The organism is Achromobacter sp. 2789STDY5608615, from assembly GCF_001298995.1.
GTDB classification, from domain to species: domain Bacteria; phylum Pseudomonadota; class Gammaproteobacteria; order Burkholderiales; family Burkholderiaceae_B; genus Achromobacter; species Achromobacter insuavis.
Genome location: NZ_CYTY01000027.1, coordinates 53,897 through 77,533, shown reverse-complemented (window position 1 = coordinate 77,533; position 23,637 = coordinate 53,897). Strand labels below are relative to the sequence as shown.

13 protein-coding genes are annotated in these 23,637 nt (G+C 72.5%); 12 read left to right on the top strand and 1 reads right to left on the bottom strand.

The features are described from left to right. Window positions 1-85: 85 nt before the first annotated feature. Together AOZ49_RS21625 and AOZ49_RS21620 are read left to right on the top strand one after the other, a co-directional pair. Window positions 86-640: a helix-turn-helix domain-containing protein gene (locus tag AOZ49_RS21625; RefSeq protein WP_006390110.1), complete on the top strand. Its 555-nt coding sequence runs from the start codon at window positions 86-88 to the stop codon at window positions 638-640. Between the two features lie 16 nt (window positions 641-656). After that, window positions 657-1,022: a cupin domain-containing protein gene (locus AOZ49_RS21620; RefSeq protein ID WP_054477688.1), complete on the top strand. Its 366-nt coding sequence runs from the start codon at window positions 657-659 to the stop codon at window positions 1,020-1,022. A gap of 69 nt (window positions 1,023-1,091) precedes the next feature. On the opposite strand, the gene AOZ49_RS21615 is transcribed toward AOZ49_RS21620, so the two are convergent. After that, window positions 1,092-1,460 carry a hypothetical protein gene (locus tag AOZ49_RS21615; RefSeq protein ID WP_054477686.1) on the bottom strand — a complete coding sequence of 123 codons (369 nt, stop codon included), beginning with the start codon at window positions 1,458-1,460 and terminating at the stop codon, window positions 1,092-1,094. A 215-nt stretch (window positions 1,461-1,675) separates the two neighbouring features. Here AOZ49_RS21615 and AOZ49_RS21610 point away from each other — a divergent pair, with 215 nt between their 5' ends. From AOZ49_RS21610 to AOZ49_RS21575, 10 genes are all read left to right on the top strand, one after another. Beyond that, complete coding sequence (locus AOZ49_RS21610; protein WP_231689786.1) at window positions 1,676-2,371, top strand: STN domain-containing protein; 696 nt, start codon at window positions 1,676-1,678, stop codon at window positions 2,369-2,371. Continuing rightward, window positions 2,361-2,915 (top strand): RNA polymerase sigma factor, encoded by a 555-nt coding sequence (locus tag AOZ49_RS21605; RefSeq protein ID WP_054477684.1) that lies wholly within the window; start codon window positions 2,361-2,363, stop codon window positions 2,913-2,915. The genes AOZ49_RS21610 and AOZ49_RS21605 overlap by 11 nt, the downstream gene beginning before the upstream one ends. Further along, window positions 2,906-3,907: a FecR family protein gene (locus AOZ49_RS21600; RefSeq protein WP_054477682.1), complete on the top strand. Its 1,002-nt coding sequence runs from the start codon at window positions 2,906-2,908 to the stop codon at window positions 3,905-3,907. Before AOZ49_RS21605 ends, AOZ49_RS21600 begins: the two co-directional genes overlap by 10 nt. A gap of 126 nt (window positions 3,908-4,033) precedes the next feature. After that, entirely contained in the window at window positions 4,034-10,738 is a 6,705-nt protein-coding gene (locus tag AOZ49_RS33660; RefSeq protein ID WP_231690413.1) for a two-partner secretion domain-containing protein, read from the top strand. Next, window positions 10,671-15,080: a translocation/assembly module TamB domain-containing protein gene (locus AOZ49_RS33655; RefSeq protein ID WP_231690412.1), complete on the top strand. Its 4,410-nt coding sequence runs from the start codon at window positions 10,671-10,673 to the stop codon at window positions 15,078-15,080. The genes AOZ49_RS33660 and AOZ49_RS33655 overlap by 68 nt, the downstream gene beginning before the upstream one ends. Beyond that, a complete protein-coding gene (locus tag AOZ49_RS33650) occupies window positions 15,028-16,698 on the top strand; it encodes a filamentous haemagglutinin family protein (protein ID WP_231690411.1) in 1,671 nt (556 codons plus the stop codon). The genes AOZ49_RS33655 and AOZ49_RS33650 overlap by 53 nt, the downstream gene beginning before the upstream one ends. 175 nt (window positions 16,699-16,873) lie before the next feature. Beyond that, window positions 16,874-17,572 carry an STN domain-containing protein gene (locus AOZ49_RS21590; protein WP_054477679.1) on the top strand — a complete coding sequence of 233 codons (699 nt, stop codon included), beginning with the start codon at window positions 16,874-16,876 and terminating at the stop codon, window positions 17,570-17,572. An 11-nt stretch (window positions 17,573-17,583) separates the two neighbouring features. Next, window positions 17,584-18,120 carry an RNA polymerase sigma factor gene (locus tag AOZ49_RS21585; protein WP_231690410.1) on the top strand — a complete coding sequence of 179 codons (537 nt, stop codon included), beginning with the start codon at window positions 17,584-17,586 and terminating at the stop codon, window positions 18,118-18,120. A gap of 4 nt (window positions 18,121-18,124) precedes the next feature. Beyond that, complete coding sequence (locus AOZ49_RS21580; protein WP_054477677.1) at window positions 18,125-19,090, top strand: FecR family protein; 966 nt, start codon at window positions 18,125-18,127, stop codon at window positions 19,088-19,090. A 368-nt stretch (window positions 19,091-19,458) separates the two neighbouring features. Then, window positions 19,459-23,637 (top strand): two-partner secretion domain-containing protein (locus AOZ49_RS21575; protein ID WP_197286761.1); only part of this gene is annotated, 4,179 nt, incomplete at its 3' end.

Sequence of the window (23,637 nt, the reverse complement as noted above, 5' to 3'; positions counted from 1 at the left end):
CCCAGGGACGCGGCGGGCGGGCCGGCTCGACGCGGGGGCGGCTTTCGGGCATGCTTATTGGTCGTTATCGCGACTTTTCCCGCCCATGATCGACCTGCCTCACCGCCTGCGCGCGCTGCGCCGCCAGCAATCCTTGTCCCTGGAACAGCTGGGCGAGCGCACGGGCCTGACCAAAAGCTACCTCTCCAAACTGGAGCGGGGCCTGAGCGAGCCTTCGATATCGACCGTGCTGCGGCTGGCCGAGGCCTACGGCGTGGGCGTGTCGCAACTGGTGGGCGGCGACGGCGCGGCGCAGGATGAGGTCGTCAGCCTGGTGCGGGTGGCCGATCGCGAGGTGCTGCAGCGCCGCGGCCTGGGCAACGAATACCACTACGAATCGCTGGCCGGGCGCCGCAAGGTCAAGGCGATGGAACCCTTCATCGTGCACCCGCCGCGTGAATTTCCCGACGCCGCCGCGGTTTTTCCGCATCCGGGCGAGGAATTCCTGCTGGTGCTCAAGGGCGCCATCGAGGTTCAGGTCGGCGAACGCGAGTTCCGCCTGGACGCCGGCGATTCCCTCTATTTCGATTCCGAACTGCCGCATCGCATGCGCACGGTCAGCCGCGGCGCGGCCGAGGTGCTGGTGGTGGCGGCGCATTGATTCCAAGGAAAGCGCAGTGAAGCATGATCAATCGCGGCTGGTCAGCATCGATGCCGGCCCCATGAAGAACCCGGTGCCGGGCAAGCCCAAGCGCCCGCTCTCGGGCGACGCGGCGTTCCGCACCGTGACCGCCTTCGAGGGCCACGGCGGTCGCGCCGAGGCCGGCGTGTGGGAAAGCACCGCCGGCAGTTTCCAGTCCAACACCACCGGCTACATCGAGTTCGGCTACATCGTCGAAGGCGCGGCGCGCCTGGTCGATCCGGACGGCACGGTGCATCAGCTGACCGTGGGCGAGGCCTTCGTGATGCCGGAGGGCTATACCGGCCGCTGGGAAGTGGACCAGTTCGTCAAGAAGATCTATTTCATCAGCCGCACCGCCTGAGGCCCGCAGGACAATCGCCGCCACGGCTCGAACAGCGCCGTGGCATGCACGCGTGACGGCGCGCGCCCGTTACGGCGCGGGCCGCTGCGGGTAGGCCGAGGTGCCGAAGGTGTTGCCCATGCGGTTGCCGATGGTGGCGGGCGTGGGCAGGCCCATCTGGTTGGGCGGCCGCTGAGTGATCGCTTCCGAGCCGAGCGTGGGCGGCGGCTTGGGCGCGGCGTCGGGCGCCATTTTCTGGTTCAGGCAGTCATACGACAGGGCATGGTAGCCGTTGACTTCGGTGTCGATGCAGGCCCGGGCGGCGGGCTTGGCCGCCGGCTGGGCGGCCGGGGGAGCCGGCGTGGGCGTCGCCTGGGCGCCCGCCAGCAGGGGCGTTGCCGCCAGCGCCGCCAGCAACAGCAGGCCGGCGCGGCGCGAAGAGGGGCTATGTGTGCGCATGCGGGCTCCTTTGAAAAGGCCCGGCGGCCCGGGGCCGCCATGCCGTCAGTATAGGGACGGATGACGCCGCGCAGGTGACGATTGCGTGGCGGCTCGCCGTGGCGCGGATGTGGCGTGTCACGATTGCGTCATTCGCGCGTCCTAGCATGGCGCCTTTCCTACGAGACGGGTGCGCGGGCGCCCGTGGCAACGGCCATGCCTGGCATTTTTCCTCCATGTTGGCGTCGATGACCTTCGCCTGTCCGTCGGGCAGGGGCTGGATGCGGCATGCCTGCCTGGCGTTGGGGGTGTGGGCGTTGGCCGGCGCGAGCCGCGCCGAGGCGCCGCCGCGCGAGATGGCGTTCGCGATTGCCGCGCAGCCGCTGGATCAGGCATTGGCGCAATACAGCCTGGACAGCGGCCTGACGGTGCTGGTCGACAGCGCCCTGACCGCCGGCCGCCATGCGCCCGCGGTGGTCGGCACCTATACCCCCGGGGATGCCTTGCGCAAGCTGCTGGCGGGATCGCCTTTGGCGATCCGCTACGCCAGCGCGCATTCGTTCACGCTGGTGGCGGCGCCGCGCGAGCCGGCGGCCGCGCGGTCGGCCGCCGCGGCGCGGCTGCGCGACACGCCGTACGCGGCCGCGCTGCAAGGCGCGCTCAAGCGGGCGCTGTGCAAAGGACAGGGTGCCGAGCCGGGCCGCTATCGCGCCCTGGTCAAGCTGTGGTTCGACAAGGCCTGGCGCGTCGACCGGGTGGATTGGGTATCGGATACCGGATCGGCGCCGCTGAATCGGCGGCTGGAGGCCGCGTTGCGCGGCGTGACGGCCGGACCGCTGCCGGGCGGCATGGCGCAGCCGGTGACGATCCTGCTGCAGGCGAGCGATGCGGATGATTGCGCCGCGCTGCGAGGGGCAAGCCATGCGGGATGACAAGCCGGCGGGTTCCCTGCGCGCCTTGTTCCTGGAGCGCTACAACGATTTTCGCAGCCAGCTCAAGCGCCGCCTGGGATCGGACGACCTGGCGCACGACGCCATGCAGGAAGCCTTCCTGAAGGTGAACGACATGCCATCGAGCTCGTCGATCCAGCAGCCGGCGGCCTATCTGTTCCGGGTGGCGGTGAACATCGCCGAGGATCAGCGCCGCCGCGATTCGCGCCTGTTGACGGGGGTGGAGATCATCGAGCTGGTCGGCGCGACGGACGAGACGGAGGACCCCGCGCGCATCGCGCAGGGCCGCAGCCAGATCGATGCGTTTCGCCGCGCCCTGCGGCAGCTGCCGGAGCGGACCCAGCAGATGCTGCTGGCCGCCCGGGTGCACGATGTGCCGCATGCCGAGATCGCCCGGCGCTACGGCGTGTCCGAGCGCATCGTATCCAAGGAGCTCAAGCGCGCCTTGGCCCATTGCGGCAAGGCGCTGCAAGCGCAGGAAGGACCCGCGCGGGACGCGGGCGAGGAAGACGAATCATGGCGCTGATGATGCTGCCGGGAAGGCGCGGGGGCGGACGGGCGTCGCACGATCGCGATGCGCGCCATTGGTTGCTGACGCTGACCTCGGGCGCCGCCACCGAAGCGGATGCGGAGGCGTTCCGCGCCTGGCTGCGGGCGGACCCGGGGCACGAGGCCGCCTTCGCCGAACAGAAGCGGCTGTGGCAGGCGCTGGGGCCGGCGGTGCGCGAAGAAGCGGCGGCGCGGGCCTCGACGCGGCGTCCGTCGCGGTCGGGCCGGCGCGCGTTCCTGGGCGGCGCGGTGGCGGCATCGGCCGCCTATCTGGCGTGGCGGCCGCCGTTGGGGCTGTGGCCGGGACTGGACCAGCTGGGCGCCGATTACCGCACGGCGACCGGCGAGCAGCGCCGGGTGGCGCTGGGGGATGCGCTGGAACTGGAACTGAACACGCAGACGCGCATCAATGTGCGCTCGGCGGCGGGGGCTTCGGCGGGCGCGGTGATCGAGCTGGCCGCGGGCGAGGCCGAGGTCCGCGTCGGCCGGCAGGCCGATGCGAGTCCCACCCTGCCGGCGCCGGTGGCGCAGGTGGTGGCGGGGGCGGGACGGGTCTCGGCGCGCGAGGCGCTGTTCAACCTGCGCTATCTGGGCGGCGAGGCCAGCCTGTGTTGCCTGGCCGGCAGCGTGCGGCTGACGCACACGCAGGGCACCTACGAGGTCGGCGCCGGCCAGGAGCTGCGCTACGACGACCGCCGGGTGATGCCGCCAGCAAAGGTGAACACCGAAGCCGTGACCGCCTGGCGGCGCGGCTGGCTGGTGTTCGACCGGGTGCCGCTGGCGGACGTCGTGGACGAGTTGAACCGCTATCGGCGCGGCCGGCTGGTGCTGCTCAACAGGCAGCTTGGCCAACGCCGGGTGCAGGCGCGCTTCGCGCTGGCGCAGGTGGCTGACGCCGAGCAGCTGATCCGCGACGCCTATGGCGCCGAGGTGACCCGGCTGCCGGGCGGCGTGGTGCTGCTGTCCTGAGCTGGCCGGCGTCGCGGCCCGGCGGGGTTCATGAATTATTTATGACAGGGTTCTGGTCGGCATTTTTCCATCCGTCTGTCTTGTTCTAGGTGGCGAACACCGCGATTGGAATAAGGAAAGACGATCATGCAGGCACGGTTGGCGCAACGCGGCGGTAAGGCATTCATGGCGCGCAAGACGGGGCGCCGCCGTCCAGACTGGCGCCCGACGCCGCTGCGCCAGGCGCTGGCGGTGCTGCTGATCGCCGGCGGCTGGAGCGGCACGGCGCAGGCCCAGGCGCGGGCCTTCAGCCCCGGCTGGTTCGCCGACAAGAACGCGGTGCAGTCCACCGCGCAGCGCACCGGCCGCATGCCGGATGGCTCGCTGGCCGGCATCGGCAACAGCGCCCGCCAGCAGGCGCAATCGCGCCAGCAGCTGCAGCGCTCGCTGGACAACCTGAACCGCACCGCGGCGGCGGTGGCCGCGCAGCAGGCGGCGCAGGCGGCGGCGCGCGCGGCCGCGGCCGCCAACGGCACCGACGTGCCGGATGGCCTGGCGCCCGGCGGCTTGTGGGTGGCCGAGGGCGCGCTGGCCAAATGGGAAGGGGCCAAGGCGCCCAAGCCCGGCGTCGAGGGCGGACGCCAGCTGGTGACCATCGAGCAGACGCAATCGCGCGCCATCCTGAACTGGGACAGCTTCAACATCGGCCGCAACACCACGCTGCGGTTCAAGCAGGGTGCCGACGACGCGGTGCTGAACCGGGTGGTGGGCGCGTCGGCCCGACCCAGCCAGATCCTGGGCGCGATCCAGGCCGACGGCACGGTGATGGTGGTCAACCAGAACGGGGTGATCTTCAGCGGCACCAGCCAGGTCAACGCCCGCAACCTGGTGGTCGCGGCCGCCACCATCACGGATGCGCAGTTCCGCGACAAGGGCCTGTATGCCGACAACGGCGCCCAGCCGACGTTCCAGGGCGCCCTGGGCCGCGTCGAGGTGCAGGCCGGCGCGCGCATTGCGACCGCCGCGTCCACCACCTCGACCTCGGGCGGCGGCTACGTGCTGCTGCTGGGCAAGGAGGCGGCCAATGCCGGCACGATCGACACGCCGGGCGGACAGGCGCTGCTGGCGGCCGGCGACAGTTTCGTCATCAAGCGCGGCCAGGGCACGGCGGGCAACCTGCTGTCGACCACCAAGGGCAATGAGGTCACGCCAGCGGGCGTGCCCGGACGGGTCGAGAACAGCGGCCTGATCCAGGCCGCCATGGGCGACGTGACCTTGACCGGCGGCGACGTGACGCAGCGCGGGGTGCTGCTGTCGAGCACGTCGGTGGACACGCGCGGCACCCTGCACCTGACCGCCGCCGGCGCGGACGGCAGGATCACCCTGGCCGAAGACAGCGTCGCCGCGATTCTGCTGGACCACAGCGGCGCCCTGGCGCTGGACAGCCAGCGCGACGGCCTGCGCGCGCCGCCGGCGGCGTCGACGTCTTCGCCGTGGCTGTCGGCCGGCGCCGACCGGCGCGAGCTGTCGCGGGTGGAGATCAGCAGCAGCGGCACGGTGGATTTCGCGTCGGGTTCCATCACGCTGGCCACCGGCGGCCAGATCGCCGTGCAGGCGGTGCGGCGCAGCCTGCTGCGCGACGGCGCCATCCTGGACGTGGCGGGCGCGGTGGGCGTGCCGGTCGCCATGGAAAACAACAACCTCAAGATCAACGTACAGGGCAACGAGCAGCGCGACGCGCCGGTCAACCGTGAAAGCGGCAAGCTCAACAGCAATGACCTGTGGGTGGATATCCGCGACCTGGTGCTGGTGCCGGCCGGCACCAATGGCTACGCCACCGACCGCTGGTACACGGCTGGCGGGTTGCTGGAGGTCAGCGGCTATCTGGGCACGCAGGGGCATGCGGTCAACGAATGGATGGCGCAGGGCGGCACTGTCGAATTCACCGGCGGCGACGTGGTGACGCGCGCCGGCTCGCAGATCAACCTGTCCGGCGGCACGCTCGACGTGCAGGACGGCATGATCCGCCAGAGCTGGCTGCGCGGCGTGGACGGCAAGCTGTACGAGGCCTCGCGCGCGCCGGGCGACCTGGCCTACACCGGGCTGTACCAGGGCTACGAGGCGCGCAGCGAGCGCTGGGGCCAGACGCGCCGTTTCTACAACCCGCTGATCGCGCCGCTCGAACGCTTCGAGACCGGCTATACCGTGGGCCGTGATGCGGGCCGACTGCTGATCGGCACCCGCGCCGCGGTGCTGGAAGGGGAGCTGATCGGCACGACTTTCCAGGGGGATCGCCAGAATGCGGCCCCGCAGGCCGGCCTGGACGGCTACCAGCAATCGCAGCGGGCCGCGGCGCGTGGCGCGCAACTGGTGGTCGGCACCTATACGCCGTACTACAACAAGACGACCGGCGCGGTGCAGTACGCGCTGGGCCGCAGCGAGGACACGGTGCGGCAGGTGGTGTTGTCGGAGCGCGTGGCGGCCATTGCCGCCGGCCTGGAGCTGGGCGACGCGCTGCCCGCCGATCGAGGCGGCGCGCTGTTGCTGGATACCGCCCGCTTGAACGGCTTCGGGTTGGGCGCCGTTCGCATCGCCGCCCAGGACATCGTCGCGCAGTCCGATCTGGCGGTGGCGCCGGGCGGCGAGATCACGCTGTACGCGAACCGCGTGACGGTGGACGGCGCGCTGAGCGCGCGCGGCGGCAGTATCCGCCTGGGCAATGTGCTCAATCAGGTGACCTCGTCGGGCATGCTCGATACCTCCATCGGCGCCACGGCGTCCGACCGCCTGACGCTGGGCGCGGGCGGGCGGCTGGATACGTCGGGCCTGTGGACCAACCTGGCGCTGGCGCCGGGTCTGACCGGCGCCATGCCCTACCTGAATGGCGGCAGCGTGTCGCTGCGCGGCAGCGGCGACATCCTGCTGGAGCGTGGCGGCGTGATCGACGTCGGCTCGGGCGCGGCGTTGCGCGCCAAGGGCAAGCTGACCGGCGGCAAGGGCGGCAATGTCACCATCGAAACGGTGATGAGCGGCGCCGCCATGGGACGCCTGGACCTGGGCGCCGAACTGCGCGGCTACGGCGTGGACGGCGGCGGCACCTTGGCGGTGACGGCGGGCAAGGTGGCGCTGGGCGCGACGCCGGCGCAGGCCGGCGCCGACGTGCTGGCGCTGGCGGCGCCGTTCTTCCAGCGCGGCTTCGCGCGCTACGAGATCATCGGCAGCCGTGGCGTGACCGTGGCCGACGGCGCCCGCATCGAGGTGTCGATGCCGGTATACCGGCCGGTCGCGCAGGCGGGCGGCGTGCCCACCGGCGCCGAGGCCGCCACGGCGCTGCAAGCCTGGCTGCCGCCTGTCTATCTGCATGACGCGGTGGCGGGGACGGTGACGCGGCGGCGCGGCGCCAGTCTGTCGCTGCAGAGCGGGCGCACCCTCGGCCCGGTCGGCGCGGACAGCGATACGACGCTGCTGATCGGCCAGGGGGCCCAGGTGACGGTGGACCCGGGCCAGACCATCAAGTTGCGCGGCGCCGGCCAGATCACGGTGCTGGGCGGGCTGACGGCCGCGGGCGGCAAGATCGACATCCGGCAATTGCGCCTGGGCGACATCGATGTCGCCGAGTCGGTCGAGACCGCGGATGGCCAGCTGCACAACCGCTCGATCTGGATCGGCGAGCGGGCGGTGCTGGACGTGGCCGGCCGGGCGCAGTCCGGCATCGATGCGCAGGGCCGCCGGTACGGCGTGGCGGACGCGGGCGGCGTGATCGTGATCGGCGGCGAAATCGACCATGCGCGCGCCACCGCGACCTCGTCGGACGCCTACGTGATCGTGCGGCCGGGCGCGGTGCTGGATGCCTCGGGCGCCGGCGTGGACGTGGACATCAACGGGGTCGGCCCGCTGCGGCTGGAGCGTGACGGCGGCCGCATTTCGCTCAGCTCGTATAACGGCCTGCACCTGGACGGCGCCTTCATCGCGCGCGCCGGCGGCGCCAGCGCCATGGGCGGCACGCTCGATGTCGCGCTGGAAACGCCGCTCTACCGCATCTGGGGCGAGGGCGTCGCCGGCATGCCGGTGCAGGTGCCGCGCGAGCTGGTGCTGGCGCCGGGCGCGGGCGGCCTGCTGGATGCCGCCCTGACGCCGGGCGCGGCGGCCGATGGCCTGCGCTACGGGCAGACAAGGCTGGACGCCGCGCGCCTGACGGCCGCGGGCGGCTTCGATCACCTGGGGCTGCTGGCCAACGGCCTGATGTCGTTCGACGGCGCGGTCGATGTGGCGGTGGCGGGCAGCATGCGGCTGTACGCCAGCGCCTATTCGCTGGCGCCGGACGCCGCTGCGCGGACCCGGGTCAACCTGGCGGCGCCCTATGTGCGGCTGTCCGGCCCGGGCACGTACTTCGCCACCAATGGCATGCTGCGGCCGCGGGTGCTGTTCGGCGATGCGCCCGATGTGGGGGCGGGGGTGTTCACGGTGCGCGCCGGCAGTCTGCTGGAGGTGGGCAACAGCCTGTCGTTCGGCACCCAGGGCAGCATCAACCGCAGCGTGGGCGGCCTGTTGACCGTGGCGCGCAGCGGCTTTGACCGGGTGGCGCTGAACAGCGGCGGCGACCTGCGCTTCCTGCGGCACAACGACGACCAGCCGCGCACGCGCCTGTGGACCCGGGGCGACCTCGACCTGACCGCCGCGCAGCTGTATCCGGTCACGGGGGCCGAGGCCGAACTGCTGGCCGGCTATACCCGCAATCCGCAGTCTGGCGTCAACGTTTTCGATCCGACCCGCACGCTGCGGGTGGGCCGCGCGGGCGACGCGGGCGCCGCGCTGCCGGCCGTGCCGTATTCGGCCTTCGGCACCTTGCGCCTGGCCGCGGCCAGCGTGGAGCAGGGCGGCGTGCTGCGCGCGCCGCTGGGCACGATCGTGCTGGGCGACCTGAGTTCAGCGGTCGGCACGCAGCGCCTGACCTTGCTGCCCGGCAGCGTCACGTCCGTCAGCGGCGCCGGCCTGTGGATGCCGTATGGCGGCACCACCGATGGCGTGTCGTACAAATTCCAGGGCGCCGAGGTGGCCTTGCCGGGCGCCGGCGGCGCGGTCGGCCAGGGCCAGGGCGCGTCGCTGCGCACCGGCATCACGCTGGGGTTCCGCGACGTGGACGCGCTGCCGGGATCCTTGCTGGACCTGTCGGGCGGCGGCGAGCTGACCGGCGCGGGGTTCGTGTCCGGCCGTGGCGGTTCGACCGACGCGCGCTACTTCCCGCTGGTCCGCAACGATCCCAAGGGCGGCTTCACGCTGCCGGGGCTGGCCACCAATCCGGTGTACGCCATCGTGCCCGGCGCACAGCCGGGCTATGCGCCGGCGGGCGGCGAGGCCGGCGCGTCGACGCCGGGCGTGGGGCGGCAGATCACGCTGGGCGACGGCGTTCCCGGCCTGCCGGCCGGCACCTATACCTTGATGCCCTCCACCTACGCCTTGCTGCCCGGCGCCTTCCGGGTCGAGATCAACGGCCAGGCGGCGGCCGGCGCGGCCATCGCGCCGCTGCAGATGCGCAACCTGTCGTGGGCCGCCAGCGGCGTGCTGTCCACCGCCGGGGTCGGCGCGGCGGAGCGCCTGGCGAGCCAGGTGATCCTGACGCCCGCGAACGTGCTGCGCACCTATTCGCAGTACAACGAAATGAGCTATGCCAGTTTCGTGCGGGCCGACGCGGCGACGCGCGGCGTGCCGCGCGCCATGCTGCCGGCCGACGCACGCACCCTGCGCCTGGCGATCCATGCCGGTTCGCAGGACGGGCAGGCGTTGCGCTTCGAGGGGCTGGCCAATTTCAACGGGGCGCCGGGCGGTTTCGGTGGCACCGCGGCGCTCAATGGCGGCAGTTCAAGTATCGAAATCCTGGCGGCGGGCCAGGCGCCGACCGCCGGCTTTGGCGGCGCGTCGGTGCATGCCGACGCCTTGGCCGCGCTGGGCGCCAGCCGCCTGGTGATCGGCGCGCTGCCGGTGGTGCTGTACGGGCAGGGCGGGCGCTTCTATACCTTCCAGGGCGGCGCCAACGAGGTGGTGATGCGGTCCGGCGCCCAGTTGGCGGTGCCGGAGGTGCTGATCTCGTCACGGGTGATCGAGATCGAGGCGGGCGCGGGCATTTCCACGCTCGGACGCGGCGCGCCGTCGGTGGATTCGACCGGCGGCTATGCCTTCCAGCCCGGCAGCGCCGGCCTGCTGGCGCTGTCCAATGGCCGCCTGGATGTGCTGGCGCCCGACAGCACGGTCACGGGCGCGATCCGCATCGGCACCTGCGCGACCGGCGCCTGCGAGGCGGTGACGCGGCTGTATTCCGAGGGCACCATCGCCGTCGCCACCAATGGCGTGTTCGATCTGGGTGAACAGGTGCGCTACGGCACCCGCAACCTGGCGCTGGCCGTCGGCACCGTCAATGTCGGCACCACTGAAGCGCTGCAGCAGGCCGCCGCGCGCGGCGTGCTGCCCAGCGGCTTGACGCTGAACCAGGCCATCCTGGCGCGCCTGTTGCGCGGCGATGCCAGCGCCGGGGCCCCGGCGCTCGAGATGCTGACGCTGACGGCGCGCGAAGCCGTGAATTTCTACGGCACCGTGGCGCTGGACACGCGCGACCCGGCCACCGGCAACTACCGCATGGCGACGCTGGCGCTGGGCACGCCGGCCCTCTATGGCTATGGCGAGGCCGGCGACGTGGCGTCGATCTACGCCCGCAACCTGGTCTGGAACGGCGCGGTGCAGGCGCCTGGCGCGGTCGCGGCGGGCGGGGCCGGCACCGGCCGGGGGGGCGTTGCGGATCGAGGCCGAGCGCATCGAGTTCGGCTACGGCCAGGGCGCGCAACCGAATGGCCTGGATGACAACGCCCGCCTGGCGCTGGGCTTTGCCGGCGTCACGCTGAACGCCAGCGACCGCATCACCGCGAACCATCGCGGCAGTCTGGCGGTGTACCAATCGCAAGGCGCTTACACCAGCGGCAGCGGCTATGCCTACAGCGGCGGCAATCTCACGCTCAACACCCCCTTGCTGACCGGCGCGGCGGGCTCCGTCAACTGCATCACGGCGGGCGGCGACGTGCGTGTGCTGGCCGCCGTGGGGGCGCCCGCGGCGCAGGACACGGTGCAGGCGCTGGGCGCGGAGTTGAGCCTGGCCGGCGCCAATGTCCGGGTCGACGGCGTGATCGCGTTGCCCAGCGGCAAGCTGACGCTGCAGGGCCGCGACAGCGTGCTGCTGGCGGACGGATCGAAGCTCGACCTGGCCGGTCGCGCCATCGCGTTCAATGACGTGCTGCGCTACAGCTGGGGCGGCGACCTGGTGCTGGAAAGCAGCCAGGGCGGCATCCGCCAGGAGGCCGGGTCGCTGATCGACCTGTCGGCGCGCGACAACGACGCGGGCAACCTGCGCGCGGTGGCGCTGGCGGCCGCCGATGGCGAGGTGGCCTTGCTGGGCCGCATCCTGGGCGGCAGCTCGGGCCGTTACGACGCGGGCGGCACCGAGGTGCCGTATCGGGCGGGCAGTGTCGAGGTCCGCGCGCAGCGCCTCGGCGCGCCCGGCAGTCTGAACGCCGACTTCGAGGCCCTGAACCGCCGCCTGAACGAGGGCGGCGTGACGGGCGCGCGCAGCTTCCAGGTCAAGCAGGGCAGCCTGACGCTGGGCGACGCGCTGCGGGCCAACGATATCAACCTGTCGATCGACGGCGGCAGCCTGACCGTGGTCGGCCGGGTCGATGCCAGCGGCGAACGGGTCGGGCGCATCCGGCTGGCGGCGCGCGACGGCCTGACGCTGGCCTCCAGCGCGGTGCTGGACGCGCACGGCACGGTGTTGCGGGTGGACAGCTACGGCAGGATCATTGACGCGCCCAACCGCGCGGTGGTCGAGTTGAGCTCGGGCCAGGGCCTGCTGACGCTGGCGGGCGGCGCCCGCATCGACCTGCGCCACGGCACCGCGGCTGCGCGCGGCGCCGCCGCCGGGCAGCACGATGGCGCGGCGCGCGGCACGCTGGATCTCATGGCGCCGCGCATCGACGCCGCGGGCAATGCCGGGCTCAATGGCGCCGGGGCGCCGGGGTCGGCCGCGACCTACGGCGACATCGCCATCGACGCGCGCGGCCCGCTCACGATCGACGGCGCCAAGGCCATCAACCTGACCGCCATGCAGCGCTATGACGACGCCCGTCCCGGCGATCCGGCCGACCGCGCCGGCGGCCGTGAATACCAGATCATCGACCAGGCCTACCTGGAGGCCAAGCACGCGGACAGCCGGGAATTCATCCGCCTTGCCCTGCTCAACGGCAATCTGCTGGACGTCAAGCTGGCGGGCCTGAACAACGCAACCTACCGCGACGTGTTCCATCTGCGTCCCGGCGTGGAAATCGTCAGCCGCACCGCCGACGGCGACCTGGTGGTGCAGGGCGACCTGGACCTGTCGCGCTATCGCTACGCCAGCTTGAACCCGCGCTCGCCGGTGACCTCGGCCTACGGCTCGGGCGAGGCGGGCGCGCTGATCCTGCGGGCCAAGGGCAACCTGGACGTCTACGGCAGCATCAACGACGGCTTCGCGCCGCCGCCGGCATCGCCGGACGATGAGAGTGGCTGGGTCCTGACCCCCGGCGCGCAGCCCTTCGGCGGCGACGTGGTGCTGCCGCGCGGCGGGGTGCAACTGGCCGACGGCACCGAGTTCCCCGGCGGCAAGACCTTGAACTATCCCTTGCCGCTGCAGGCCACCACGCTGGCGGCCGGCACCCGGCTGCCCGTGGAAGCGGTGCTGGACCAGCCGCTGTCGCTGGCCGCCGGCACGGTGCTGTCGGGCGACGTGCGCGACGCCGGCGGGCAACTGCTGTACGCCGCGGGCACGGTCCTGGAGCACGCGCTCGACCTGCCGGCGCAGACCCGCCTGGGCGCTGGCACCTTGCTGACCCGTGGCACGGCCCTGAAGGCATTCACCTGGCCGGCCAACGTGGCCCTGCCCAATCGGTACACCACCCAGGCCTACGAGCCCAACGTGTTGCTGATGGCGGGCACCATCACGCTGCAGCAGGGGGCGTTGATTCCCTCGCAGACCAAGCTGGTGTTCCCGGAGGGCACGGATTACGTGGAGCTGCGGCCGGGCACCGCGGCGGACCAGCGGCGCAACTGGGCGCTGGCCAGGATGCTGCCCGCCGGCAGCCAGTCGTGGTCGGTGCAACTGACGGCGGGCGCGGACCTGGACGCGGCCGACCGGCGCCAGGTGCTGCCCGGGCCGGGCGCGGGCAAGCTGACGCTGGCCGACACGCACTACAACGCCACCCTGGTGAAGGGGGCCGGCCTGGTGTGGGGGCCGGACGGCGAGGCGTCCGGCTTCGAGCCCGGCAAGCCGGTGCCGGACGACATGTTGTGGCTGTGCGACGTGGTGGAGGGCCTGTGCCTGCCGCCGCCGCGCTGGGTCTGGGCCAAGGACAACTGGTGGGGCCAGCCCGAAGGTTCGCCGGTGGCCGACGCGGACCTGGGGGTCTGCGAGGGGTTTCCGGACCAGTGCGTCGAGAACAAGCAGACCACCACCGTCGCCACGCATACGCAGAACTTCAGCGTGCTGCGCACCGGCACCGGCGACCTGGACCTGGTGGCCGGCGGCGATATCAGCCTGATGTCGGCCTATGGTGTCTACACGGCCGGCACGCAATCGGCCAACGTGGCGCCGGCCTACCAATTGCCGCGCGGCCGCTACGGCAGCACGGTGCTGGGCGACGCTTACGCCAGCAACTACGAACCCTTCGTTGCCGCCGGCGCCGGCTATCAGGCCTGGTATCCCGAAGCGGGCGGCAACTTCAGCCTGTACGCCGGGGGCGCGCTGCGCGGGGACGTCTGGGGCAAGACCGTGGCCGGCAACTACGACGGGCGCGTGATCGACCCCAGTGTCGGCATCGGCAACTGGCTGTGGCGCCAGGGCAGCGGCAGCGCCAATGGCGGCGACACGCCCACGGCATGGTGGATCAACTTCGGCAGCTATGCGCCGGCGCGGCCCGAGTTCAAGGATTCGACGCCCGTGCTGGTGGGCTTCACCGGTTTCGGCGCGCTGGGCGGCGGCAACGTCAGCGTGCGCACGGACGGCGATGCCGGCAATATCGAATCGCGCGGATCGATCGCCTATCCGCGCGGCCAGGGGCTGGTCGTCGCCGTGGGCGGCACCGGCCGCGTCGCGGCCGATGGCAGCGTGGTGCTGACGGGCGGCGGCGATATCGACATGCGCATCGGCGGGGCCCTCAATCCGACGCAGAGCGCGCGCGGACGGGTGTCGTCCACCGGGGGGGGCGACGCCGTACTACGGCGATCCCGCGATCGACCTGCAGGGCGCCCTGATCAACCTGCGCGGCAACGTCAGGCTGACGGGCGGCGCGGTCGGCGGCCTGGATCTGCAATACGGCAACAATGCTTCGCTGCAGGATGCCAAGGACAGCCGCGGCTACGATCCCTACACCGCCACCCTGGCCAGCGCCACGGGCGGCCTGGCGCTGATCCCTGGCGACGCGGTGATCCGCCTGGATACGCGCGGCGATCTGGTGGTCGGCGGGGCCAGCGATCCGGGCCGCGTGGCCGTGCCGAACAGCACGCCGTTCCGGCTGCGCGACGGCACGCCGATGACGGGAGGCGGCACCACCTGGTTCTCGCTCTGGACCGACAACACCGCGATCACCCTGTCGAGCGCGGGCGGCAACCTGACGCCCAGCCGGCAGACGTCGCACAGCGCCAAGGGCATGGCGTTGCAGACCGGGCTCAATACCTCGGCGTCGGACGCGCGCTATCTCTATCCGTCGATCCTGCGCGCGACGGCCTACGATGGCAGTATCTATGCGGGGGTGTCGGCGGGCTATCTGAACACGGAAGACACCGGCCGGCCGTATTCGTTGACGTTGGTGCCGGGCGCGCGCGGGCAGCTGGAATTGCTGGCGGGCGACTCGATCTACGCGGGCGGTTACGCCATCAATCGCTCGGGCGCCGATCCCGCCAGCGTGGCCAGTGTCCGCACGCCCGCCTTTGCCGGCTATGCCTCGCAGGCCAGCCAGGCGCCTGTCCTGAGCAACCGGGGCTCGATCGGCGGCCTCCTGGAGCGCGATCTGCATTTCCCGCTGTTCTATTTCGGCACGCCGACCGCAAGCGCGGCAGGCTCGGGCGCGGTGACCCGGCTGTATGCCCGCGATGGCGACATCGTCGGGTTGCGCAGCGGTGAAACGCTGACCGTGCTCAAGGGCGACAGCCAGGGCCAGACCTGGTTTGAGGCGGCGGGGCCGGTCTGGATGATGGCCGGGCGCGATATCGTCGCGTCGGGCACCGGGCCGGGCGCGCAGCTCGACGTGCCGTCGAGCAACGGCTACAACCTGGGCAGCGGCGGGGGCGCGTGGGTGGGATCGAGCGGCAACCTGTTCCTGCACCGCGATGCGGGCGAGGTTTCCCGGGTGTCCGCCGGCCGCGACATTCTCTACAGCTCGTTCCAGGTGGCCGGCCCCGGCGCGCTGGAAGTGTCGGCGGGCCGGCAGGTGCTCATGGCCGACCAGGCCTCGATCACCAGCCTGGGCGCGGTGATGCCCGGCGACCGCCGTCCCGGCGCATCGATCGCCGTGCTGGCGGGCGTCGGCGCGGCCGGGCCGGACTATGCGGGATTCCTGGCGCGTTACCTGGATACGCGGGCCGCGGATCCGGGCCGGCCGCTGACGGACCAGGGCTTGGCGTTCAAGACCTATCAGGCGGAACTGCTGCTGTGGCTGACGCAACACCATGATTTCGCCGGCAGCGTGGACGACGCGCGCGCCTATTTCAACGCGCTGCCCGCCGAGCAGCGCAACCTCTTCGCGCGCCAGGTGTACTTTGCCGAGCTGCGCGCCGGCGGCCGCGAATACAACGACAAGTCCAGCGCCCGCTACGGCAGCTACCTGCGCGGCCGCCAGGCCATTGCCGCGCTGTTCCCGGACACCGCGCCCGGGGCCTACCAGGGCGATATCACGCTGTATGGCGGCGCCGGCATCCGCAGCACCTTCGGCGGCGACATTCAGTTGCTGACGCCGGGCGGGCAGCAGGTGTTCGGCCTGGAAGGGGCCGCGCCGCCCGCCACCGCCGGCATCATCACCCAGGGCGAGGGCAGCATCCAGCTCTACGCGCTGGGCAGCATCCTGCTGGGGCAGAGCCGGGTCATGACCACTTTCGGCGGCGGCATCACCGCCTGGTCGGCGCAAGGCGACATCAACGCCGGCCGTGGCGCCAAGACGACCGTGCTGTACGCCCCGCCCAAGCGCGTCTACGACACGGTCGGCAATGTGACGCTGTCGCCCAATGCGCCCGGCACCGGCGCGGGCATCGCGACGCTGGCGCCGCTGCCGGAGGTGCCGGCCGGCGACGTCGACCTGTATGCGCCGCTGGGCACCATCGACGCGGGCGAAGCCGGCATCCGGGTGTCGGGCAACGTCAACATCGCGGCGCTGCAGGTGGTGAACGCCGCCAACATCCAGGCCCAGGGCGAGAGCAAGGGCGTGCCGGTGACGGCGTCGGTCAATACCGGCGCGATGTCGTCGGCCAGCGCCGCGGCGGCCTCGGCGGTGGGGGCGGCGCAGGAGTCGGCGCAGCGCGCCCAGAGCCAGGCGCGGCAGAACCAGCCGTCGGTGATCAGCGTGCAGATCCTGGGGTATGGCGAGGAGCCGGTGGCCGGCGCCAGCATGGCGCCGCCGCCCGGGCCGACCGCGGCCGCGAACCGCTATGACGCGGCCAGCGCCGTGCAGGTGCTGGGCGCCGGCGCGCTGGACGACAGCGAGATGCGGCAACTGAGCGCGCAGGAGCGGGGCAAGCTGGCGATGTGAGCCGCGCCGGGGGGGGGGCGTGACGCGCGCGTGACGGTTGCCTGCCCGATGGCCGGCAACTGTCACGAGCGCGTCACCCGACCGTCATATCCGCTCGCTACCATGCCGCTTCCGCCCTGCCTCCGGCCACCACCGGGGCGCAGTCGCCACGCCATCTTAGAGACATCGGGGTGTTATGACAGTCACGCAGGCGCCTGGGGCCGCTTGGGCGTTCGCCTGCTGGTTCGCGCTCGGACTGGCGGTGCTGCCGCCGGCCGCGCAGGCCCAGCAGCGGACGGCGGACACGGCGTTGATCCCGTTCGACATCGCCGCGCAGCCGCTGGACGCGGCCCTGGCCGCGTACACCCAGGCCACCGGCATGGCGGTGCTGGTGACCAGCCGCCTGACGGCCGGCCGCCAGGGCAGCGCGGTGCGCGGCCGGCTGGCGCCGCGCGAGGCCTTGCGCCTGCTGCTGGCGGGCACCGGCCTGCAGGCCCGCTACAGCAGCGCGTCGGCCTTCACGCTGGTGGAAGCGGCCGCCAGCGCGCCCGCGCCGCGCGCGCCGGCCACGGCGCCGTCGCCGGCGGCGGTGACGCGCTATGCCGGCGTCCTGCAGAACACCGTGACGCGCGCGTTGTGCCAGTGGACCGGCGCGCAGTTCGGCCGCTACCGCGCCTCGCTGCAGCTGTGGATCGGCCGCAATGGCGTGGTGCGCCAGGCGCGGGTGCTGTCGGGCACCGGCGACGCGCGCCGCGACGAGGCGCTGGCCGGCGTGCTGTCCGGACTCATCATGGATGCGCCGCCGCCGGCCGACCTGCCGCAGCCGGTGACCATCGTGCTGGCGCCGCGGCCCGATCCGCGGACCGATTGCCGGCTGGCCGGCGCCGCGGGCTGAACCGCATGTCCATGACCGGCGACGCCCTGCGCAACCTGTTCCTGTCCAAGTACCAGGAATTCCGCAAGCGCCTGCGCATCCGGCTGGGGTCGGAAGACCTGGCCAACGACGCCATGCAGGAGGCCTGGCTGCGGGTCGACAGCCTGGCCGAGACCGCGCCGGTCGAGTATCCGGCCGCCTATCTCTTCAAGATCGCCTCGAACATCGCCGAGGACCAGCGCCGCGCCAATGCCCGCATCCTGTCCATGGCCGAGATCGAGGAGCTGTACGACATGGCCGACGAGGCCGCTGGCCCGGCCCAGGTGGCCGAGGGCCGCGAGCAACTGGCGGCGCTGGAGGCGGCGCTGGCCGAGCTGCCGCGCCGGCGCCAGGCGATCGTGATCGCGGCGCGGGTCGACGAGGTGCCGCACCGCGAGATCGCCGAGCGTTTCGGCATTTCGGTGCGGACCGTGGAAAAGGAATTGCGCGCGGGGCTGGAGCACTGTTGCGGGAAATTGGAAAAAAAGTATGTCCAGCGCTACGGTCCCCAGGCCCGGGAAACGTCTTAGACCCATGACGACCCTCTTCAGACGCTCCCGCCCCGGCGGCGACCCCGCGGCCGCGCTCCAGCGCGAGGCCCAGGCGTGGGTCGTGCGGCTGGCCTCGGGCCAGGCCAGCGTGGCCGATGGCGAGGCCTTCCGCCGCTGGTGCGCGCAGAGCGCCGAGCACGCGCGCGTCTTCAAGGAAACGCGCGGCGCCTGGCAGCAGCTGGCGCCGGCGGCGCGCCAGTTGCAGGCCGCGCAGGCGCGCCGCGCCCGCGTCGCGCGGCCGGCGCGGCGCGCGTTCCTGGGCGGCGCGGTGGCGGCCTGCGGCGCGTGGCTGGCGTTCAAGCCGCCGCTGGGCCTGTGGCCGGCGGTGGACGAATTGACCGCGGATGTGCGCAGCGGCACCGGCGAACAGCGCCGCGTGGCGCTGGCGGGCGACGCCAGCGTGCAGCTCAATACCCAGACCCGCATCAACCTGTCGCGCAGCGGCCCGGCGCAGCAGATCGATCTGCTGGCCGGCGAGGTCGAGCTGCTGACGTCCGGCCAGCTGGTCAGTCTGACGGCGGGCGCGGGTCGCGTCAGCGCCACCTCGGGGTGCGTCAACGTGCGCTACACCGATGGCCAGGTGCGCGTGACCTGCCTGGAGGGCAGCGCTCGCGTCGCGCTGCGCAAGGACTCCATTGAATTGACGGCCGCGCAGCAGGTGGTGCTGGGCGCCGGCGGCGCCAGCGGGCCGCAAAGGGTGGACCCCGACCAGGTCACGGCGTGGCGCCGCGGCGTGCTGGAATTCAACAATGTGCCGCTGGCGCAGGTGGTCGACGAGATCAACCGCTATCGCCCCGGCCGCATCGTGCTGGTGAGCGACCGGCTGGCGGGCAGCCTGGTGCAGGCGCGCTTTTCGCTGGACCAGCTGGCCGACGCCGCGCAACTGATCCGCGATGCCTATGGCGCCCAGGTCACGTCGCTGCCGGGCGGGATCGTGCTGCTGAGCTGAGCGCCGTCGCGCGCATTGTCCCAAACGTGAAATATGAATTTTTTGTGAAAAGGCGCAGTCGATGACGCTTGAAGCGGTCTAGGCACCCATGCGCAGAACTGCCCGGTCCGCGTCGCCGTTTTTTCCGGCGTGCCGGTCCTGGCGCTGCAGATGCCAGATCCGATTCCACGAAGGAAAAGCCGTCATGCCCAGCCGTAATCACGCCCTCGTTTCCCGCAATCCCCAGCGGCGTCCGCGCCGTCCGGCCTGGCGCCTGGCGCCGCTGACCCAGGCGTTGGCGGTGTTGCTGGTGGCGGGGGGGCGGGCATGGCGCGGCGCAGGCCCAGGCGCGGGCGTTCAGCCCGGGCTGGTTCGCCGACAAGGGGGCGGTGCAATCGACGGCGCAGCGCACCGGCCGCATGCCCGACGGCAGCCTGGCCGGCATCGGCAACACGGCCCGCCAGCAGGCGCAATCGCGCCAGCAGCTGCAGCGCTCGCTGGACAACCTGAACCGCACCGCGGCGGCGGTGGCCGCGCAGCAGGCGGCGCAGGCGGCGGCGCGCGCGGCCGCCAATGGCGCGGGGGTGCCGGACGGCCTGGCGCAGGGCGGCCTGTGGATCGCCGAAGGCGCGCAGGCCAAGTGGGAAGGCGCCAAGAAGCCGACCACCGGCACCGAGGGCGGACGCCAGCTGGTGACGATCGAGCAGACGCAATCGCGCGCCATCCTGAACTGGGACACGTTCAACATCGGCCGCAACACCACGCTGCAGTTCAAGCAGGGCGCCGACGACGCGGTGCTGAACCGGGTAGTGGGCGCGTCGGCCCGGCCCAGCCAGATCCAGGGCGCGATCAAGGCCGACGGCACGGTGCTGGTGGTCAACCAGAACGGCGTGATCTTCAGCGGTACCAGCCAGGTCAACGCGCGCAACCTGGTGGTCGCGGCCGCGACCATGACGGATGCGCAGTTCCGCGAGCGCGGCATCTACGCCGACGCCGACGGCACCATCCCGACCTTCAAGGACGCGCTCGGCAACATCGAGGTGCAGGCCGGCGCGCGCCTGTCCACGGCCACGCCCGGCAGCGCCACGCGCGGCGGCGGCTATGTGCTGCTGGCCGGCAAGGAAGTCCGCAACGCCGGCGAGATCAGCACGCCGCAGGGCCAGGCGCTGCTGGCGGCGGGCGACAGTTTCATCATCCGCCGCGGCCAGGGATCGGACAGCAACATCGCCTCCACCACGCGCGGCAACGAGGCGCAGACGACCGGCGCCGGGCTGGTGCGCAACACCGGCCTGATCCAGGCGCCGCAGGGCGACATCACCCTGACCGCGCAGCGCGTGGAGCAGGCCGGCGTGCTGGTGTCGACGACGTCGGTGGACGCGCGCGGCACCATCCACCTGGACGCGCGCGGCGCTGGCGCGGCCGTGACGCTGAGCGAATCCGCCATCAGCGCCATCCTGGTGGACGCCAGCCTGACGACGGCGCTGGACGGCCAGCGCGGCAGCCTGCTGCAGCCGGCCGTGGGCGGCAACACCGCGCTCATCCCCGGCGACGAATTCCGCCGCGACCTGTCGCTGCTGCGCATCAGCAGCCAGGGCACGGTGGACTTCCAGGGCGGTTCGCTGTCGCTGGCCACCGGCGGGCAGGTGGCGGTCAAGGCCGATGGCCGCGCGCTGGTGCGCGACGGCGCGCGCATCGACGTGGGCGGCGCGGTCGGCGTGATCGTGTCGATGGAGTCCAACAACCTCAAGATCAACCTGCAGGGCAACGAACAGCGCGACGCCCCGATCAACCGCGACAGCAAGCTGCTGAACAACAGCGACGTCTGGCTCGATCGCCGCGACCTGGTGCGCCTGGCGGCGGGCAGCGGCGGCAACGATGCCGACCGCTGGTACACGGCCGGCGGGCTGCTGGAAGTGGGCGGTTACCTGGGCACGCTGGGCGTGCCGGTGAGCCACTGGCTGGCGCAGGGCGGCGTGGTGCGCTTCGATGGCGCCGAGGTGGTGACGCAGGCCGGCTCGGCCATCAACCTGTCGGGCGGCACGCTCGACGTGCAGAGCGGCGAGATCCGCCAGAGCTGGCTGCGCGGCGAGGACGGCCGCCTGTACCTGGCCGATCGCGCGCCGGGCGACCTGCTCTATACCGGCCTGTACCAGGGCTACGAGGCGGTGTCGCGACGTTGGGGCGAGAACGCCACGCGGCGCTTCTACAACCCGCTGATCGCGCCGCCGACCCGCTACGAGTCGGGCTACACCGTGGGCCGCGATGCCGGCACGCTGGTGGTCTCGACTCGCAACGCGGTGCTGGACGGCGACCTGATCAGCGACACCTACCAGGGCGACCGCCAGACGCGCGCGCCGGTGACCGGCCAGGACGGCTACAGCCAGTCGCATCGCAACGCGGCGCGCGCGGCGCAGTTCGTGGTGGGCGCCTACAAGCCGTTCTACGACACCGCCGGCAACTTCCTGCGCTACCAGCTGGGCGCGACCGGCACGGCCGCCGATGTGGCGGTGGGCAAGGGCCTGGCGGGCCGTTCGGCCGGCCTGGAACTGGCCGATGCGCTGCCGGCGGACCTGCGGGGCAAGCTGTTCCTGGACGCCGACCGCCTGAACGGCTTCGGCCTGGGCGCGGTGCGCATCGCCGCCGGCCGCAGCCTGAGCGTGGACGCCACCCTGCGCAGCGCCGATGGCGGCGAGATCACGCTGTATGCGCCCACCATCGACATCAACGCCGACCTGGTCAGCCGCGGCGGCCTGATCCAGGCCGGCAATACGCTGCGCCAGCCCGGCGCGGCGGGCCGCGTCGACGAGGTCGCGCTGGAGCCGGCCGCCGGCGCCCGCGCCGCGCTGCGCGTGGCGGGCGGCGTGGCGCTCGATGCCCGCGGCGTGTGGAGCAACCTGAAGCAAGACCCGGCCGCGCAGCGCGGCCTGGCGCTGGTCGATGGCGGCCGCGTGCTGCTGCGCGGCACCGGCGACGTGACCCTGGCGGCGGGCAGCGCGATCGATGTGTCCTCGGGCGGGGCGTTGCTGACGACCGGCGCGGTGCAGGGCGGCCGCGGCGGCAGCGTGACGCTGGAGGCCAACGCGCTCGGCGGCCAGACCGCATCGGGCGGCAGGCTGTCGCTGGACGCCGCGGTGCGCGCCTACGGCATGAGCGGCAGCGGCGCCCTGAGCGTCGCCAGCGGCGGCGTCATCGTCCTGGGCGGCCCGGCCGATGGCCTGCCTGCCGGCGCCTTGCGGCTGGACCCGGCGCTGTTCCAGTCCGGCTTCGCCAGCTATGACGTCAATGGCCATGCCGGGCTGCGCGTGGCCGACGGCGCGGCGATCGAGGTGGCGATGCCGGCCTGGCGCATGCGGCGTGAAAGCGGCCCGCTGCCGCCGACGGGCGCCGACCCGGCCGAGGCGCTGCAGTTGTGGACGCCGCCGCTCTACGCGGAAGACCCCAAGCGCGGCAAGCTGACCCAGCGCGGCGGCGCCAGCCTGGCGCTGCGCTCGGACCGCGCGACCGTCGGCGGCGTGCTCGAGATCGGCGAGGCCGCGCGGGTCGCGGTGGATCCGGGCCAGTCGATCCGCCTTGTCGGCGGCGACCAGATCACCGTGCTGGGGCGCCTGGTGGCGCCCGGCGGCCTGATCTCGATCCTGGATACGCGCGTGGATTCGCAGCAGAACTACACCCCCAAGGCCAACGGCCGTTCGGTGTGGATCGGCGAGCGCGCGGTGCTGGACGTGGCCGGCGACAGCCATGTCGCGCTGGCCACCGACGGCCGCCGCTACGGCGTGGCGCGCGCCGGCGGCAACATCGAGATCGGCGGCATGCTGGACTGGGAAGTGGACGCCTACGCCCCGCGCCGTCCGATGGACCGGCACCTGATCCTGCGTCCCGGCTCGCTGCTGGACGCATCCGGGGCGCAGGCGCTGGTGGACCTGCCCGGGCGCGGCGCCACGCTGCTGGCCTACAACGGCGGCAGCATCGTGCTGGCGTCGGCCAACAGCCTGTACCTGGACGGCGACCTGCGCGCCGCGGCGGGCGGAGCGGGCGCGGTGGGCGGCACCCTGGGCGTGGCGCTGTCGCCCGCCTTCTATCTGAGAAGCCTGGCCGAGGCCGAGGTGCTGACGCCACGGGTACTGACGCTGGCGCAGCGCCAGGGCGCCCCGTTGCTGTCCGCCGATCTGCGTCCGGGCGAACTCGGCGGCAACCTGCGCTATGGCGTCGGCGGCCTGGGCGTGGACCAGGTGCAGGCCGGCGGTTTTGGCAACCTGGCGTTGTTCGCGTCGATGCGGGCCGAGAACAGCCTGACGCTCGCCATGCCGCAGAGCCTGCGCCTGTCGGGCCCGCTGATGCTGGGCCAGAACGCGCCCGCGGGCAGCCTGGTGCAGCTGTCGGCCCCGTACATGTTCCTGAATCACGCGGCCTATGCGCCGCCGGTGGGATCCGACAGCGTGGTGCAAGTCGGCGTGGTGGCGCCGGAGTGGCTCAAGCGCGGGCATCGCCTGGTGCTGGACGCCGGCATGATGGATCTGCGCGGCATGCGCGACTTGCTCAGCTTCGATGATGTCCAGGTCAACCTGACC